This window comes from Pseudonocardia bannensis, from assembly GCF_012911875.1.
In the GTDB taxonomy this organism is placed as follows: Bacteria; Actinomycetota; Actinomycetes; order Mycobacteriales; family Pseudonocardiaceae; genus Pseudonocardia; species Pseudonocardia bannensis.
This window is the reverse complement of sequence record NZ_JAAXKZ010000022.1, coordinates 43,977-58,644: the sequence shown is the minus strand read 5'-3', so window position 1 is coordinate 58,644 and position 14,668 is coordinate 43,977. Positions and strand designations below refer to the sequence as shown.

At 72.2% G+C, this 14,668-nt stretch carries 13 protein-coding genes; 7 read left to right on the top strand and 6 right to left on the bottom strand.

What is annotated here, in order from left to right; all coding sequences use genetic code 11:
* The coding region (locus tag HF519_RS08940; RefSeq protein WP_211169749.1) for a hypothetical protein at positions 1 to 371 on the top strand (371 nt) is incomplete at its 5' end.
* Between the two features lie 13 nt (positions 372 to 384).
* Here the strand turns inward: HF519_RS08940 and HF519_RS08935 are convergent.
* From HF519_RS08935 to HF519_RS08925, 3 genes are read right to left on the bottom strand one after another with little or no spacing between them, the layout of a single operon-like run.
* A complete protein-coding gene (locus tag HF519_RS08935) occupies positions 385 to 1,380 on the bottom strand; it encodes an inorganic phosphate transporter (RefSeq protein ID WP_169412050.1) in 996 nt (331 codons plus the stop codon).
* The gene (locus HF519_RS08930) at positions 1,381 to 2,013 is read right to left on the bottom strand and encodes a DUF47 domain-containing protein (protein ID WP_169412047.1); all 633 of its coding nucleotides are present in this window, start codon (positions 2,011 to 2,013) and stop codon (positions 1,381 to 1,383) included.
* A gap of 29 nt (positions 2,014 to 2,042) precedes the next feature.
* On the bottom strand, positions 2,043 to 3,188 hold the full coding sequence (locus HF519_RS08925; RefSeq protein WP_169412045.1) for an acyl-CoA dehydrogenase family protein: 1,146 nt from the start codon (positions 3,186 to 3,188) through the stop codon (positions 2,043 to 2,045).
* Positions 3,189 to 3,274: 86 nt separating this feature from the next.
* Between HF519_RS08925 and HF519_RS08920 the strand changes: the two genes are divergently transcribed.
* A complete protein-coding gene (locus tag HF519_RS08920; protein WP_169412043.1) occupies positions 3,275 to 4,330 on the top strand; it encodes an alpha/beta hydrolase in 1,056 nt (351 codons plus the stop codon).
* 88 nt (positions 4,331 to 4,418) lie between these two features.
* On the opposite strand, the gene HF519_RS08915 is transcribed toward HF519_RS08920, so the two are convergent.
* Entirely contained in the window at positions 4,419 to 6,350 is a 1,932-nt protein-coding gene (locus tag HF519_RS08915; protein ID WP_169412041.1) for a primary-amine oxidase, read from the bottom strand.
* Positions 6,351 to 6,473: 123 nt separating this feature from the next.
* Between HF519_RS08915 and HF519_RS08910 the strand changes: the two genes are divergently transcribed.
* The gene (locus HF519_RS08910; protein ID WP_169412039.1) at positions 6,474 to 7,457 is read left to right on the top strand and encodes an aldo/keto reductase; all 984 of its coding nucleotides are present in this window, start codon (positions 6,474 to 6,476) and stop codon (positions 7,455 to 7,457) included.
* 42 nt (positions 7,458 to 7,499) lie between these two features.
* On the opposite strand, the gene HF519_RS08905 is transcribed toward HF519_RS08910, so the two are convergent.
* Positions 7,500 to 8,207: a dienelactone hydrolase family protein gene (locus HF519_RS08905; protein ID WP_169412037.1), complete on the bottom strand. Its 708-nt coding sequence runs from the start codon at positions 8,205 to 8,207 to the stop codon at positions 7,500 to 7,502.
* 81 nt (positions 8,208 to 8,288) lie between these two features.
* Between HF519_RS08905 and HF519_RS08900 the strand changes: the two genes are divergently transcribed.
* The 3 genes from HF519_RS08900 to HF519_RS08890 all read left to right on the top strand — a co-directional run bounded on the left by HF519_RS08900 (position 8,289) and on the right by HF519_RS08890 (position 12,401).
* The gene (locus HF519_RS08900; RefSeq protein ID WP_169412035.1) at positions 8,289 to 9,698 is read left to right on the top strand and encodes an FAD-binding oxidoreductase; all 1,410 of its coding nucleotides are present in this window, start codon (positions 8,289 to 8,291) and stop codon (positions 9,696 to 9,698) included.
* Positions 9,695 to 10,933 carry an SAM-dependent methyltransferase gene (locus HF519_RS08895; RefSeq protein WP_169412033.1) on the top strand — a complete coding sequence of 413 codons (1,239 nt, stop codon included), beginning with the start codon at positions 9,695 to 9,697 and terminating at the stop codon, positions 10,931 to 10,933. Before HF519_RS08900 ends, HF519_RS08895 begins: the two co-directional genes overlap by 4 nt.
* A 70-nt stretch (positions 10,934 to 11,003) precedes the next feature.
* Positions 11,004 to 12,401, top strand: coding sequence for a WS/DGAT/MGAT family O-acyltransferase (locus HF519_RS08890; RefSeq protein ID WP_169412031.1), 1,398 nt, complete (start codon positions 11,004 to 11,006; stop codon positions 12,399 to 12,401).
* A 117-nt stretch (positions 12,402 to 12,518) separates the two neighbouring features.
* Here HF519_RS08890 and HF519_RS08885 read toward each other — a convergent pair whose 3' ends face one another.
* Positions 12,519 to 14,120 carry a thiamine pyrophosphate-binding protein gene (locus HF519_RS08885; RefSeq protein ID WP_169412029.1) on the bottom strand — a complete coding sequence of 534 codons (1,602 nt, stop codon included), beginning with the start codon at positions 14,118 to 14,120 and terminating at the stop codon, positions 12,519 to 12,521.
* 19 nt (positions 14,121 to 14,139) lie between these two features.
* Here HF519_RS08885 and HF519_RS08880 point away from each other — a divergent pair, with 19 nt between their 5' ends.
* The gene (locus tag HF519_RS08880) at positions 14,140 to 14,661 is read left to right on the top strand and encodes a pyridoxamine 5'-phosphate oxidase family protein (RefSeq protein ID WP_169412027.1); all 522 of its coding nucleotides are present in this window, start codon (positions 14,140 to 14,142) and stop codon (positions 14,659 to 14,661) included.
* The last annotated feature ends 7 nt before the right edge of the window (positions 14,662 to 14,668 follow it).

The window sequence follows — 14,668 nt, the reverse complement described above, 5'->3', positions numbered from 1 at the left end:
CGCCGGCCCCCGCGCCGTCCGCTGCGTCGGCCCCCGTCGACCCCGACGCGGCGGCCTGCCGCCGGCACGCCGGCACCGCGGAGACCGTGCGCCGGACGGCGGCCACGATCAGCGCCGGGCCGGTGCTGCCGGCCGGGGTGGCGCTGGTCCTGCTGGCGCCCCGCGGCGCCTACGCGGGGCCGCAGGCGCGGAACGCCATGCTGGCCGCCGCGATGGCCGAGGTCGTCGCCGCCATCGACGACCTCGACGTCCAGGGCGGTGATCGGTTGCCGCCGGGTGGGAACCCGGCGCAGGACAGGGTCCGGCTCGACGCGACCCGGACGGTGGCCGCGCTCGAAGCCGTCGATCAGGCGTGCACCGGGCTGGGTTGATCCGTGCGGGCGCTCAGTCGATCAGTGGGTGCAGCGCCCAGAACGCGAGCGCGGCCGAGAGCGCGGCCATCGGGATCGTCAGCACCCAGGCGACGAGGATGTTGCCGGCGACGCCCCAGCGCACCGCGGACAGCCGCTTGGTCGCGCCGACGCCGAGGATGGCCGAGGTGATCGTCTGGGTGGTGGAGATCGGCGCGGCGAAGGCGAACGCGGTCGTGTAGAGCACGGCCGACGCGGTGGCCTCGGCCGCGAAGCCGCGCGGCGGGTCGAGGTCGATGATCCGCCGGCCGAGCGTGCGCATGATCCGCCACCCACCGGCGTAGGTGCCCGCCGACAGTGCTCCGGCCGCGAGCAGCACCACCCACCAGGGGATCTCGAAGCCCTGGTGGAAACCGCCGACGACCAGCGCCAGCACGATGACGCCCATCGTCTTCTGCGCGTCCTGCAGACCGTGCCCGAGGGCCATGGCCGCGGCCGAGAGCGTCTGCGCGACCCGGAACCCGCGGCTGACCCTCGAGGGCCGGGCGTCCTTGAAGATCCACAACAGCGCGATCATCACCAGCGCGGCCAGCACGAAACCGACGATCGGCGAGACCACCATCGGGATGACGACCTTCTCCAGCACGCCCGACCACTGCACGGTGCCCGCCGAGGCGAGCGCGGCCCCGACGAGACCGCCGATCAACGCGTGCGACGACGACGAGGGCAGCCCGAACCACCAGGTCAGGAGGTTCCAGATGATCGCGCCGACCAGCGCGGACAACACCACCACCAGCCCGGACAGGCCCTGCGGCGCCTCGATGATCCCCTTACCGACGGTGCTGGCCACCTCGGTGCCGAGGAAGGCGCCGATCAGGTTCATCACCGCGGCCATGATCAGCGCGGTCCGCGGCGCCAGCGCCCGGGTGGAGACCGACGTGGCGATCGCGTTCGCGGCGTCGTGGAAGCCGTTGGTGTAGTCGAACACCAGGGCCACCACGATCACCACGATGACCGCGGCCAGTTCCACTCAGGCCTCCTTGATCGCGATGCTCTCGACGGTGTTCGCCACCGTCTCGCACGCGTCCAGGGCGGCCTCCAGGATGTCGACGACCTCCTTGGTCTTGATGATGGCGAGCACGTCGGCCGCGGCGCCCTCGGGTGGGCAGAGCAGTTCCGACAGCAGCACCCGGTACACGCCGTCGCCCTCGTCCTCGAGGGAGTTGACGTGCACCCAGTACTCACGCAGCTGCGACATCGTCTCGAGCTTCGGCATCGCCTCCGCGGTGGCGGCCGCGGCCCGCTGCAGCACCTCGACCAGCACGTTCATGGCGGCCGGGAGGGCGCCGAGCCGGTAGAGCACGATCCGGTCGGCGGCCTCCTCGATGTCGTCGACGACGTCGTCCAGCGACGACGCGAGCCGGTAGATGTCCTCCCGGTCGAACGGCGTGATGAACGAGGAGTTGAGCTTGACCATGATCTCGTGGGTCAGCTCGTCCCCGGCGTGCTCCGCCTCCTTGACCTGCCGGGCCAGGTCGGGGCGGGCGTCGGGCTCGGCCGCGACCAGCTTGGTGAGCAGGTCGGCGGCCGTCGCAATGTTCTCGCCCGCCCGGGTGAACAACGGGTAGAAGCCGCGTTCGTGGGGCGTCAACCGAAAGGCCATGACAGGGGTATACCCCCGCCGCGCCGGGGTCAGCCCAGCAGGGTCCGCCCGATGATCTCCTTCATGATCTCGTTGGTGCCGCCGAAGATCGCCTGCACCCGGGAGTCGACGAAGGCCTTGGCGATCGGGTACTCGAGCATGTAGCCGTACCCGCCGTGCAGCTGCACGCAGCGGTCGACGACGCGCTTGAGCAGGTCCGAGGCCCACCACTTGGCCTTGGCGGCGTCGGCGATGGCGAGTTCGCCCTCGACGTGCTCGCGGATGCAGCGGTCGACGAACACCCGGGCGATGGTGATCTCGGTGTCCATCTCGGCGAGCTCGAACCGGGTGTTCTGGAAGTTCCCGATCGGCCGGCCGAAGGCCTTGCGGTCCTTGGCGTACTGCACCGTGTGGCGCAGCGCGGCCTCGGCGCCGGCCACGCTGCCGACCGCGATCGACAGCCGCTCCTGGGCGAGGTTCTGCATCAGGTAGATGAAGCCCTGCCCGACCTCGCCGAGCACGTTCGCGGCCGGCACCCGGACGTCGGTGAACGACAGCTCCGCGGTGTCCTGGGCCTTCATGCCCACCTTGTTGAGCCGGCGGCCGCGCTCGAAGCCGGGCATCCCGCGCTCGACCACCAGCAGGCTGAAGCCGTGGCTGCCCGCGGCCGCGTCGGTGCGCGCCACGACGATCACCAGGTCGGCCATGATGCCGTTGGTGATGAACGTCTTGGAGCCGTTGAGGATCCAGTCGCCGGAGGAGTCCTGGACCGCGGAGGTCTGGATGCCCTGCAGGTCGCTGCCGGTGCCCGGCTCGGTCATCGCGATCGCAGTGATGATCTCCCCGGAGCAGAACCCGGGCAGCCAGCGGCGCTTCTGCTCGTCGGTGGCCAGCCGCAGCAGGTAGGGCGCGACGACGTCGTTCTGCAAGGGGAAGCCGAGACCGCTCGTCCCGGCCGCCGCGATCTCCTCGGTGAGCACGGCGTTGTAGCGGAAGTCGTCGACCCCGCCGCCGCCGAACTCCTCGGGGACGTCGGTGCCCAGCAGGCCCGCGGCACCGGCGGCCTTCCAGACCTCGCGGCTGACCTGACCGTCGGACTCCCACTGCTCGTGGAAGGGGACGACCTCCTTGGCGAGGAAGGAGCGGACGAGGTCGCGGAAGGCGTCGTGTTCGGCGTCGAAGATGTCACGCTGCATGAGCGCAGTGTCACATACTCGTCGGTAACCTCGGAACGGCTCGGCCGTGCCGGTAATGGCCCGGGCAGGCCGGATACCCTCCGGCCATGAGGCTGACGGCGGCCGCGGTGAACTTGCGGGACAAGGTGATCCGCCGTGGCGTCGCGGACCTGACCCGCATGCCCCGAACGGTGATCGAGGCAGGCCCGCACGCGACGCTGTACCGCTACGACGCGTTGCCCGAGGCTCCCGCCCGGGACGGGGCGCCGGTCCTGCTGGTGCCCCCGCTGGGCGCTCCCGACTTCGCCTACGACCTGCGCCGGGACTGCTCGCTGGTGGAGCACCTGCTGCAGGCCGGACGTACCGTCTACCTGATCGACTACCGCCCGATCTCCTTCGCCGATCGCCGCCTCGGCATGGAGCACTGGGTCGACGACGTGGTGCCCGACGCGGTCCGGCGGGTCGCCGCGGACGCCGCCGCCGGGGTGCACCTCGTCGCCTGGTCGCTCGGCGGCATCTTCGCCCTGCTCACCGTGGCCGCGGCCGTCGAGGCGGGGGAACCGCTCCCGGTGCGCACGGTCACGGCGATCGGCAGCCCCGTGGACATCGCGGCGGTCCCGCTGGTCGCGCCGCTGCGCCCGCTCGCGGCGGTGACCGGAGGCCGGGGTCTCTCGGCGGTCTACCAGCTCGTCGGCAGCTTCCCGGCGCCCATGGTGAGCTGGGCGTTCCAGCTCACCTCCGTCGACAAGCTGATCACCAAGCCGCTGACCCTGCTCTCGCGGCTCGACGACCGGGACTGTCTGGCCCAGATCGAGGCCGTCGACCACCTGATGAACAACATGCACGGCTACCCGGGACGGGTCTTCGGTCAGATCTACCACCTGCTGCTGCGCAACAACGACCTCGCCGACGGCAAGCTCGCGCTGGCCGGGCGCAGCATCCCGCTGTCCGCGGTCGCGGTGCCGGTGCTCGTCGTCGCCGGGCGCAACGACGTGATCGCCCCGCTCGCCGCGGTGCAGCGGGTTGCCGGGCTGCTCAGCGGATCGCCGGAGGTCCGGTTCGAGACGGCGCCCGGCGGGCACCTCGGCGTGCTCACCGGGCGCCGGGCCCGCCGGACGACCTGGACGTACCTGGACCGTTTCCTCGACGACCACGCGGGCTGATCCCGGGCCGTCCGCCGTACGCGCCGCCCGACGGCAGGCCGGGCGGATCCGGACATCCGGTCCCCACCCGCCGCCGTGCGGCCGTCGATCAGCTCCCGCAGTGCCCGTTCGCCGGCCGTGGCACGTCGAGCGCCGGGCTGCGGTCGAAGAACCCCGAGGGTTGCAGCGAGAAGCCGACGTACTGCACCGGCATGACCGGCCAGTCCTCGAGCCGCGCCTGGTGGTGGGTGCCGAAGGTGTACCAGACGACGACGTCGGTGTCGGAGACGTTCCGGTCCGCCGCCGTCCACCGTGGCAGTCCCTCGCCGCCCTGGTGCTGGTTCGGGTAGTCGCCCGCGGCGTGCATCTCGGCGGGGGAGTGCGGGGTGACCCACAGGTGCTGGGCCATGAATCCCGCCCGCTTCATCACGCTCGCGTCGGGCTGCACGAACGGCACGACCGTGCCGTGCGGTTTGAGCACGTACCCGACGGGCTCGCCGACGGCGTTCGGCACGTGCGGGTTGACGATCTTCCAGTACCGCGCCGAATCGAGGCTGACCCTCCGCTGCGCCGCCTGCTCGGTGCCCAGCAGGGTGGCCACCGTCCGGAAGCCGTTGCCGATCGGGTTGTCCGGGCCGGGCGGGTCGGTCTCGGTGTTGATCTCGTAGACGGAGTTGGCCACGCCGTCGACGTCGAAGTCGAGCCGCATGTTGAACACGTGCTGGTGAATCGGCGCGTAGAGCCCGTCGGCGTTGAGCAACTGGCCGTGCGTCGGCGTGGTGCCCGGTGCCACCGCGCCGGTGGACAGGATCCCGGTCAGCTTGACCTCGAACTCGATGTTCCCGTCCTGGTAGAGGTACCAGAAGAAGCCGTACTCGTAGTTGCCCACCGTGGCGACGAAGGAGATCACCAGCCGCCGCGAGCGGCGCACCTCGGTCTTCTCGGTGCGGAAGTCGGTGTGCTTCCAGAGCAGGCCGTAGTCCTCCTCGTGCAGGCACACCGCGTTCGGGATGGTCAGCGGGTTGCCGTCACCGTCGACGATCACACCGTCGAAGTAGCGGATCTCGCCCAGGCAGTCGCAGCCCAGCTCCAGCGGGTTGGCCAGGGTGCCGATGTTGTACTCGCCGGCGTCGAAGGCGTTCTTGCGGCGGTGCGTCGGGGCCGGGTCGCCGTACGGCACGACCATCTCCGAGAGCGAGGCCCGGTGCAGGATCGAGCGCTCCCGGTCGCCGTCGGAGTAGCGCACCGTGTGCAGCACGACCCCTTCGCGCGGGGTGAAGCCGATCCGGAACCGCCACTTCTGCCAGCGCACCTCGTGCCCGTCCACCTGGAAGGACGTGCCCTCGGGTTGGGTGATCTCGATGGGCTTGAGGTCGGTGCGCGGTGGGTGCGCGTCGGGCGTGTACGGCCCCGGCTGCTGCGGTATCGGGACGACGCCGTGGTCCTGCAGGTCGACCACCCGCTTGGCGTTCATGTCGACGTAGACGACCAGGTTCTCGACCGGGTGGGCGTAACCGTTGTCGTCCGGTCCGCCGATCTTGATCCAGACCAGCGCGCGCAGCAGCCGGCCGGAGTGCTCGTCGCCGTAGTGCCCGGCCGACCAGGGGTCGACCATCACACCGTCGAACGAGGTGACGCCGCGGTCGCGCAGCGCCTGCTGCACCTCCGGCGCGGCCTTGACGATCTCCTCGCACTCGAAGAACTCCTCGAGCATCACCTGCGGCTGCACGCCCGGCACGTGCTCCCAGCTCACGACGCCACGGTCGGTGAGCGACACGACGGCCTCGTAGGTCCGGCCGTCGGACTTGTCGAGCACGACCGCGAACGCCTGGCGGTCGACGGGGCTGCCGTCCGCGTCGTGGGCGAGCACGGCGTCCTTGGCCGGTTCGCGCAGCACGAGTGAGACGAACCGGGAGGCCGGCCCGATGTGTCCGGCCGCGCGGAGCAGGTCGGCCGCGGCGCTGATCTCGGCGGCGGACAGCGGTTCGAGCGGGTGGGTGAGCGTGGTGTCCGGCGTCGTTGCCGGCTCGGTCACGGTCATGACGTCTCCTCCTGAGGGGCCTCCCCACCCTGCCCCGCATGACGCCGGTCACGCCAGGGGTGATCCGGATGTATCCGGCGCTTCGTCGCGACCACCCCCCGGATCACGGTGTTCACTGAGCCGATGCGCTACCTCGAGAACATCGGAACCACGAAGCGCTACTCGGCCATCGGCCTGGGCACCTGGCAGTTCGGCTCCCGGGAGTGGGGCTACGGCGGGGACTACGCCGACCGCGAGGCCGGCCGGATCGTCGCGCGGGCCCGCGAGCTCGGCGTCACCGTGTTCGACACCGCGGAGATCTACGGCTTCGGCCGCAGTGAGCGGATCCTCGGCCAGGCGCTGCGCGAGTCGGGCGGCACCGACGACGTCGTCGTCGCGAGCAAGGTCTTCCCGGTGCTGCCGACGGCGGGCGTCGTGGAGCAGCGCGGTGTGGCCAGCGCGCAGCGCCTCGGTGTCCGGACGATCGACCTCTACCAGGTCCACCAGCCCAACCCACTGGTCCCGGACAGCACGACCATGCGGGGCATGCGCGCGCTGCACGACGTCGGGATCGTCGACGAGGTGGGCGTGAGCAACTACCCGCTGCAGCGCTGGCAGCGCAGCGAGGTCGCCTACGGCTCCCGGGTGCTGTCCAACCAGGTGCAGTTCAGCCTGGTCTCGCGCGCGCCGCTGCGGGAGATGTTGCCGTGGGCGCAGCGCACCGGCCACGTGATCATCGCGTACAGCCCGCTCGCGCAGGGCCTGCTGTCCGGACGCTACGACGAGACGAACCGGCCGTCGGGCGGCGTGCGCTCGGCGAACGCGCTGTTCCTGCCGGAGAACCTGCAGGCGGCGCGGCCGCTGCTCGACGCCCTGCGCGACGTCGCGCAGACGCACGACGCCACCCCGGCCCAGGTCGCGCTGGCCTGGGTGATCCACTTCCCGAACGTGCTGGCGATCCCCGGCGCGTCGAGCGTGGCGCAGATGGAGAGCAACGCGGCCGCCGCGGACATCACGCTCACCGACGCCGAGCACGCGGCGCTGACCCGGACCGCCGAGGAGTACCACCCGGCCACCGGTGCCGGCGCGCTGCCCAAGATCGTCGCCGGGCTCGTGAAACGGTCGTGAGCGGGGACGGCCGCCAGGGCGGCAGTCCCCGCTCACCGGGCGTCAGCCCAGGTGGGCGCGCAGGAACTCCAGCGTGCGGTCCCAGGCCAGCCGGGCCTGCTCCGGGTCGTAGGTGCCCATGTGGTTCTCGTCGTTGAAGAACGCGTGCCCGGCCGGGTAGATGTGGAACTGCGGCGTGACGCCCGACTCCCGCTCGATCCGCTCGGCCAGGGCGCGCACCGCGTCGGGGTCGGCCATCTGGTCGGTCTCGCCGAAGTGGCCGAGCAGCGGTGCGGTGAGGCTCGCGAAGCTCGGGTAGTCCTCCTTGAGGACGCCGTAGAACGGCACCGCGGCACCGATCTTGTCGCCCTGCTGCGCGGCGAGCACGAGGACGAACCCGCCGCCCATGCAGAAGCCGACCGCGCCGACCTTCGACGAGGTCACCGCCTCGTGGGCGAGCAGGAAGTCGACCGCGCCGCCCAGGTCGGTGGCCGCGTCGCCCACCGGCAGCTTGCCCATCAGCTCGCCGGCCTCGTCGGAGTCGTGGGTGGTGGCGCCGCCGTAGAGGTCGGGTGCCAGCGCGACGAAGCCCTCCGCGGCGAGGCGGTTGGCCACGTCGGCGATGTGATCGGTGAGGCCCCACCACTCCTGGATGACGACCACGCCCGGCCCGCGGCCCGATTCGGGGAGGGCGAGGTAACCGTGGGCGGTGCTGCCGTTGCTCGGGAACGTGACGTTCTGCCGTGGATTCGGGGAATCTACTGGGGACACGGCCGAGATCAGATCACAGGCCTGTAGCAACTGCTCGTTGGACTCTGGGCAGGTCGGCCGTCGAGGGTTAGCGTCGATCAGATGAGCACCCAGGCCGCGCTCGTGTCGCCCGCCCAGCACTCGGACACAGCCACTGACCTGGTGCGACGTTTCCGTGAGCTCCCGCCCGGCGCGCCCGTCCGGCTCGGCAAGCGAACCTCCAATTTGTTCCGTTTCGGTACCGATGGGTCCGACACCCGACGCCTGGACACCAGCGGGCTGTCGGGGGTGATCCATATCGACCGAATCGCCCGCACCGCCGAGGTGCAGGGCATGACGACCTATGAGGACCTGGTCGATGCGACACTCGCGCACGGGCTGATGCCACTGGTCGTGCCGCAACTCAAGACCATCACCCTCGGCGGGGCGGTGGCCGGGCTCGGGATCGAGTCGACGTCGTTCCGGCACGGCCTGCCGCACGAGTCCGTGCTCGAGATGGACGTCCTCACCGGGTCCGGCGAGCTCGTCACCGCCACCCCCGGCAACGCCCACGCGGATCTGTTCGCCGCGTTCCCGAACTCCTACGGCACCCTCGGGTACGCGTTGCGCCTGGTCATCGAACTCCAGCCGGTGGCGCCCTACGTCCGGCTGACCCACCGCCGGTTCACCGGCGAGGACTCGGCCGCCGCCGCGTCCGCCGAGATCGAGCGGCTGTCCGCTCTCGGGCCCGGAAGGCGGGGCTCGCCCGACGTCCTGGACGGCACCGTGTTCGGCCGCGGCGAGCAGTACCTGACCGTCGGGGAGTTCGTGGACGTCCCCATGCCCGGCGCCCGGGTCTCCGACTACACCGGGCAGGACATCTTCTACCGGTCGGTGCGCCGGCGCCCCGTCGACCACCTGCGCGTCCGGGACTACCTCTGGCGCTGGGACACCGACTGGTTCTGGTGCTCGCGCGCTTTCGGGGTGCAGAACCCGGTGGTCCGGCGCCTGTGGCCGCGGCGCTACCGCCGCTCGGACGTCTACCGCCGTCTGGTGGCGCTGGACCGTCGCTTCGGCGCGAGCGACCGGGTCCGCCGGCTCGCCGGGGCCCCGTCCGAGGAACCGGTGATCCAGGACGTCGAGATCCCGGTGTCGCGCCTGGCGGAGTTCCTCGAGGTGTTCCACCGCGACGTCGGGATCTCCCCGGTCTGGTTGTGCCCGGTGCGGCTGCGCGGCGAGCGGAGTTGGCCGCTCTACCCGATGAAGCCCGGCGAGCTCTACGTCAACGTCGGGTTCTGGTCCGCGGTGCCGCGCCGGCCCGGGCATCCCGCCGACGCGCACAACCGCCTGATCGAGACGCTCGTCGCCGACCTGGGCGGGCACAAGTCCCTGTACTCGACGGTGCACTACGACGAGGCTGAGTTCTGGGAGCGCTACAACGGCCCGGCCTATCGGGCGGTCAAGGACCGGTACGACCCGGAGGGCCGGCTTCCCGGCCTCTTCGCGAAGGTTGTGGGAACGGGGGAACGATGAGCGGGGTACCTGTCGCAGGCATCCTCTCGGGCGTGATCGGCGCGGACGCGCCGGTCCGGTTGATCGCTTACGACGGCAGCAAGGCCGGCCCGGACGGGGCCGAGGTCGCGCTGCGGATCTCCTCACCGCGGGCGCTGGCGCGGCTGGCATCGGCGCCGGGCTCGCTCGGGCTGGCCCGCGCCTACGTCGCCGGGGAGATCGAGGTCGATGGTGACCTGCACACGGCGCTGTCCGCGCTCGCCGACGTCACGCTGCACTCGATCCCGCGCGGGCGGCAGCTGCGGCTGGCACGGCAGTTGCTGCCGGTCTGGCTGCGCCACCGCGTCCCGCCGCCCGACCTGGAGTACCGGCCGCCGGGCCGGCTGCACTCCAGGGCCCGGGACCGCCGGGCGATCGCGCACCACTACGACGTGTCCAACCGGTTCTACGAATGGGTGCTCGGCCCGTCGATGACCTACACCTGCGCGTGCTTCCCGACGGCGGACGCGACGCTGGAGCAGGCGCAGGCCGCCAAGCACGAGCTCGTCGCCGCGAAGCTCGCCCTGAAGCCGGGGATGCGGCTGCTGGATGTCGGGTGCGGCTGGGGTGGCATGGTCATGCACGCCGCCGCCGAGCACGGCGTGCGCGCCCTGGGCGTGACGCTCTCGCGCAACCAGGCGCAGTGGGCCCAGGCCGAGATCGCCCGGCGCGGGCTGGGCGATCTCGCCGAGGTCCGGCACCTGGACTACCGCGACGTCACCGAGGACGGTTTCGACGCCGTCAGCTCGATCGGGCTCACCGAGCACATCGGCAAGGCGCAGCTGCCGAGGTACTTCGGCTTCCTGTACGGCAAGCTCCGCCCGGAGGGCCGACTGCTCAACCACTGCATCACCCAGCCGCGGACCCCGCTCACCCGCCGCCTCGACCCGTTCATCTCCCGCTACGTCTTCCCGGACGGCCAGCTGGAACCCCTCGGGCACCTCGTCTCGGTGATGAACGACGCCGGCTTCGAGGTCCGGCACGAGGAGAACCTGCGGGAGCACTACGCCCGCACGCTCGCCTGCTGGGGCGCCAACCTGGAGGAGCACTGGGAGGCGGCGGTGGCCGAGGTGGGCCCCGGCCAGGCGCGGGTCTGGCGGCTGTACATGGCGGCCAGCCGGCTCGGTTTCGAGCGCGACAACATCCAGCTGCACCAGGTGCTCGGGGTCAAGCTCGGCGAACAGGGCAGCTCCGGGTTCCCACTGCGGGGGTGGTAGTCCTCCGTGAGCGGCGATGCGCGCTATAGCGTGGGTCTCCGCTCACGGACCCCAGCCGGGAGGACCCCACGTGCCGGACCGCCTGTCCCCCCTGGACGCGTCGTTCCTCCACATGGAGCAGCGAACGACGGCGATGCACGTGGGTGGGGTGATGACGTTCACGCCTCCCGAGGGCGAGGAGTTCGACGTCGACGCGTTCATCCGGCTGATCGGTCACCGGCTGGCGCTGGTGCCGCGCTACCGGCAGAAGCTGCGCGAGGTGCCCGGGCGGCTGGGGCTGCCGGTCTGGGTGGACGACCAGGACTTCGACCTCAGCTTTCACGTCCGCCGCTCCGCGCTGCCCGCACCCGGTACCGATGCCGCGCTGCGTGAGCTCGTCGGCCGGCTGTTCAGCCGTCAGCTCGACCGCAGCCGGCCGCTCTGGGAGATCTACCTCGTCGAGGGGCTGGCCGGCGGCCGGCTCACCGTGATCACCAAGACGCACCACGCGATGGTCGACGGTGTGGCGTCGATGGACATCGGTTCGATTCTGCTGGACCAGACTCCGCGGCCGCGGGAGACGCCGGCGGACGAGTGGCGCCCGCAGCCCGAACCGTCCGGGCTCGAGCTCGCCGCCTCGGCCGTGCTGGAGAACCTGCGCCGGCCGCGGGGTGCCCTCGACGCCGTGGCCCGGGCCGGGGCGGACGTGCGGGAGGTGGTGGCCACCGTCGGACGCGCCGTGAGCGGGATCGTCGAGGCCACCCGCAGCGCCGCCCAGGGGCGCCCGGTGGAGCCGCTGAACCGGGCCATCGGCGAGCAGCGCCGCTACGGCATGGCGCGCACGGCGCTCGCCGACCACCGGGCCGTCCGCAAGGCGCACGGCGGCACGGTCAACGACGTGGTGCTCGCCGTCGTCACCGGTGCCCTGCGGTACTGGCTCATCACCCGCGGGGAGCCGCTGTACGAGCACACCCCGGTGCGGGCCATGGTCCCGGTCAGCGTCCGGGCCCGGCGCGGCGGCGCCGACGGGGCCGCCGGTAACCAGATCTCGGCCTACTTCGTCGATCTGCCCGTCGGCGAGCCGGACCCCGTGCAGCGGTTGCGGCGGATCGCCGCGGTCATGGACGCCCAGAAGCGCGAGGGGCGGGCGGCCGCGCCGGCGGCGCTCGTCGGCCTGGCCGGGCTGACCCCGCCGACCGTGCAGCGCATGGGCGCACGGCTCACCAGCCAGTACTCCAGCCGGCTGTTCAACGTGCTCGTGACGAACGTCCCGGGCCCGCCGCGGCCGCTGTACGCGATGGGCGCCCGGATGCAGGACCTGTTCCCGGTGGTGCCGCTGGCCAAGGGCCAGGCCGTCGGGATCGGGATCACGTCCTACGACGGGCGGGTCTGTTACGGGCTCAACGCCGACCGCGACGCGATGCCCGACGTGGACGTGCTGGCCGACGCGATGACGGGCTCGCTCGCGGAGCTGCGCGAGCGGTCCTGAACGTCGCCGGTCACAGCTGGCGAACTCGCCCGCACCGAGCAGGCCCGGCTCGGTGTTGCGGATCTTCAGTCCGGTCGGGTAGGCGATTGAAGGTCCTCGGGTCCTGGTCGAACGGCCCTAGCCACGCGAGACGTCGATGATGTGGCGGTAGCCGGCGGGGCCGATGCGGGCGTCGAGCAGGAACGGGCCCGGGCCGGCCGCCGACGGCGCCGAGAGAGCGGCCCGGACCCCGGCGACGTCGTCGGCGACCGCGCTCGGCACTCCCATCGCGGCGGCGACCCCCGCGAAGTCGACCGGATCGAAGCGCACCGCGTCCGCTCCGCCCTGCCCGGCCCGTTGCTTGAGTTCGATGAGGCTCAGCGCCGCGTCGTCGAACACGACGACGGTGACCGGCAGGGCGATCCGGGCCAGGGTCTCCAGCTCGGCGAGGCTCATCCCGAGCCCGCCGTCGCCGACGAGGCAGACGACCCGCTCCCCGCGCCTGGCCAGCGCGGCGCCGATCGCGGCGGGCAGCGCGTAACCCATCGTCGCGAGCCCGTTGGAGATCAGGATCCCGTGCGGGCGGGTGGCCGGCCAGAACGGCATCGCGGCGAGCATGTGCGCACCCGCGTCGACGGTCAGTTGCGCGTGCCCGGCGATCTCGTGCACCGCGCGGACCAGGTCGATCGGGTGCAGGCCCGCGCCGTCGCGGGCGTCCGCGGCGAGGTCGGCGAGCCGGGCCCGCCGGTGCCGCTGCCCGGCCCCGGCCGGCCAGTCGGGGATGCAGGCGCCGAGCACGGCCGCGAGCGCCGGGGCGGGCGGGCCGTCGACCACGGTGGGGGAGCCGAAGTACGCCGGGTCGACCTCGGCGGGGGTGAGCAGCAGGGTCGGGGCGTCGTAGGACCACGGTGCCGGCAACGGCTCGACCGGGTCGAGACCGACCCCGACGATCAGGTCGGCCCGGTCGAGCAGCGGGCGCTCCAGCGCGGCGTTGGTGAACAGCCCCGCCGACTCCGGGGAACCGGAGTCGACCACGCCGGCCGCCTGGTAGGTGGTCAGGACCGGGACGCCGCCGCCGGTGAGGACCTCCCGCAGCGCCGGCGCGTGCGCCACCGCGTCGACACCGAGCACCACCACCGGACGCCGCCGTCCACCGGCCACGGCGATCGCCCGCTCGAGCGCGGCGGCGTCGGGTGCCGCGGGCGGGACGACGGCCGGCGGCAGGTCGCCGGGGACGCTCGCGTCGTAGTCGAGGTGCACCGCCCCGGCCGGTGGCCCGGCGGCCAGCGCGGCTGCGGCGGCCACGGTGGCGGCCGGGTCGCGGTGGCCGAGGGTCCCGTTCCACCGCGTCACCGGCGCGGCGACGGCGAGCTGGTCGAGACGCTGGTGGGCGATCCGATCGCGTTGGACGGCCGGCACGCAGTCGCTGAGGAGCAGCAGCGGCGAGCGGTCCAGGAAGGCCTGGGCGAGCCCGTTCACCGCGCTCGTCAGCCCGGGCCCGCGGGTCACGAGCGCGGTGCCCGGGGTGCCGGTGAGCAGCCCGAAGGCCCCGGCCATCACGCATGCGGCGGTCTCGCCGTGGGCGAGGGTGAAGCCGATGCCGCGCTCGGCGGCGGCGCCGATCATCTCCAGGTTCGGCCCGCCGCCGGGCATCCCGAACAGCCGCCGCACTCCGGCACCGTGCAGGCCGTCGGCCAGCCCGGCGGCGACGGAGGTGAAAGTGTGTGACCCAGCCGACATGTTGTCTACGCTAGCCGCCATGACGATCAGCGTTGCTCGTTTCCTGGACGTGGCCGACGGTCTGCAGCCCGGGCAGTTCACCGTGGGCGACCACGGGTCGATCTCGTCGTTGTCCGATCTCGATCCGACCTACAAGCGTCTGCTCGACGATCCGGTCACCGCGATCGTCTCGGTGACGGGCAAGGACGGGCGCTCCAACCTCACGCCGGTGTGGTTCGACTACGAGGGCGACCTGGTGCTGCTCAACCTGGCCACGCACCGCAAGAAGGTGGAGTGGCTGCGGCAGAACCCGCAGCTGACGTTCGCGCTGATGAACCCCGCGAACGCCTACCACTGGGTGTCGATCAAGTGCACGGTGCGGCGCGAGGTGTCCGAGGACGACCCGGAGGAGGGCCCGCGGGTGACCGCGCAGCTCGACCGGATCTGGACCAAGTACACCGGCAACGAGCCGCCCTACGGCCTGCGCGACCCGTCGATCAACGAGCGACGGGTGCTCTTCGAGCTCACCGTCGACCGGATCGCGACGTTCGGCCGGCCCTGAGCGTGCC

What these genes read in the sequence shown, in the direction of transcription:
- HF519_RS08910 (WP_169412039.1), top strand. Translation starts at nt 6,474, where the DNA reads ATGCGCTACCTCGAGAACATCGGAACCACGAAGCGCTACTCGGCCATC.
- HF519_RS08900 (WP_169412035.1), top strand. Translation starts at nt 8,289, where the DNA reads ATGAGCACCCAGGCCGCGCTCGTGTCGCCCGCCCAGCACTCGGACACA.
- HF519_RS08920 (WP_169412043.1), top strand. Translation starts at nt 3,275, where the DNA reads ATGAGGCTGACGGCGGCCGCGGTGAACTTGCGGGACAAGGTGATCCGC.
- HF519_RS08915 (WP_169412041.1), bottom strand. Translation starts at nt 6,350, where the DNA reads ATGACCGTGACCGAGCCGGCAACGACGCCGGACACCACGCTCACCCAC.
- HF519_RS08930 (WP_169412047.1), bottom strand. Translation starts at nt 2,013, where the DNA reads ATGGCCTTTCGGTTGACGCCCCACGAACGCGGCTTCTACCCGTTGTTC.
- HF519_RS08895 (WP_169412033.1), top strand. Translation starts at nt 9,695, where the DNA reads ATGAGCGGGGTACCTGTCGCAGGCATCCTCTCGGGCGTGATCGGCGCG.
- HF519_RS08880 (WP_169412027.1), top strand. Translation starts at nt 14,140, where the DNA reads ATGACGATCAGCGTTGCTCGTTTCCTGGACGTGGCCGACGGTCTGCAG.
- HF519_RS08885 (WP_169412029.1), bottom strand. Translation starts at nt 14,120, where the DNA reads ATGTCGGCTGGGTCACACACTTTCACCTCCGTCGCCGCCGGGCTGGCC.
- HF519_RS08925 (WP_169412045.1), bottom strand. Translation starts at nt 3,188, where the DNA reads ATGCAGCGTGACATCTTCGACGCCGAACACGACGCCTTCCGCGACCTC.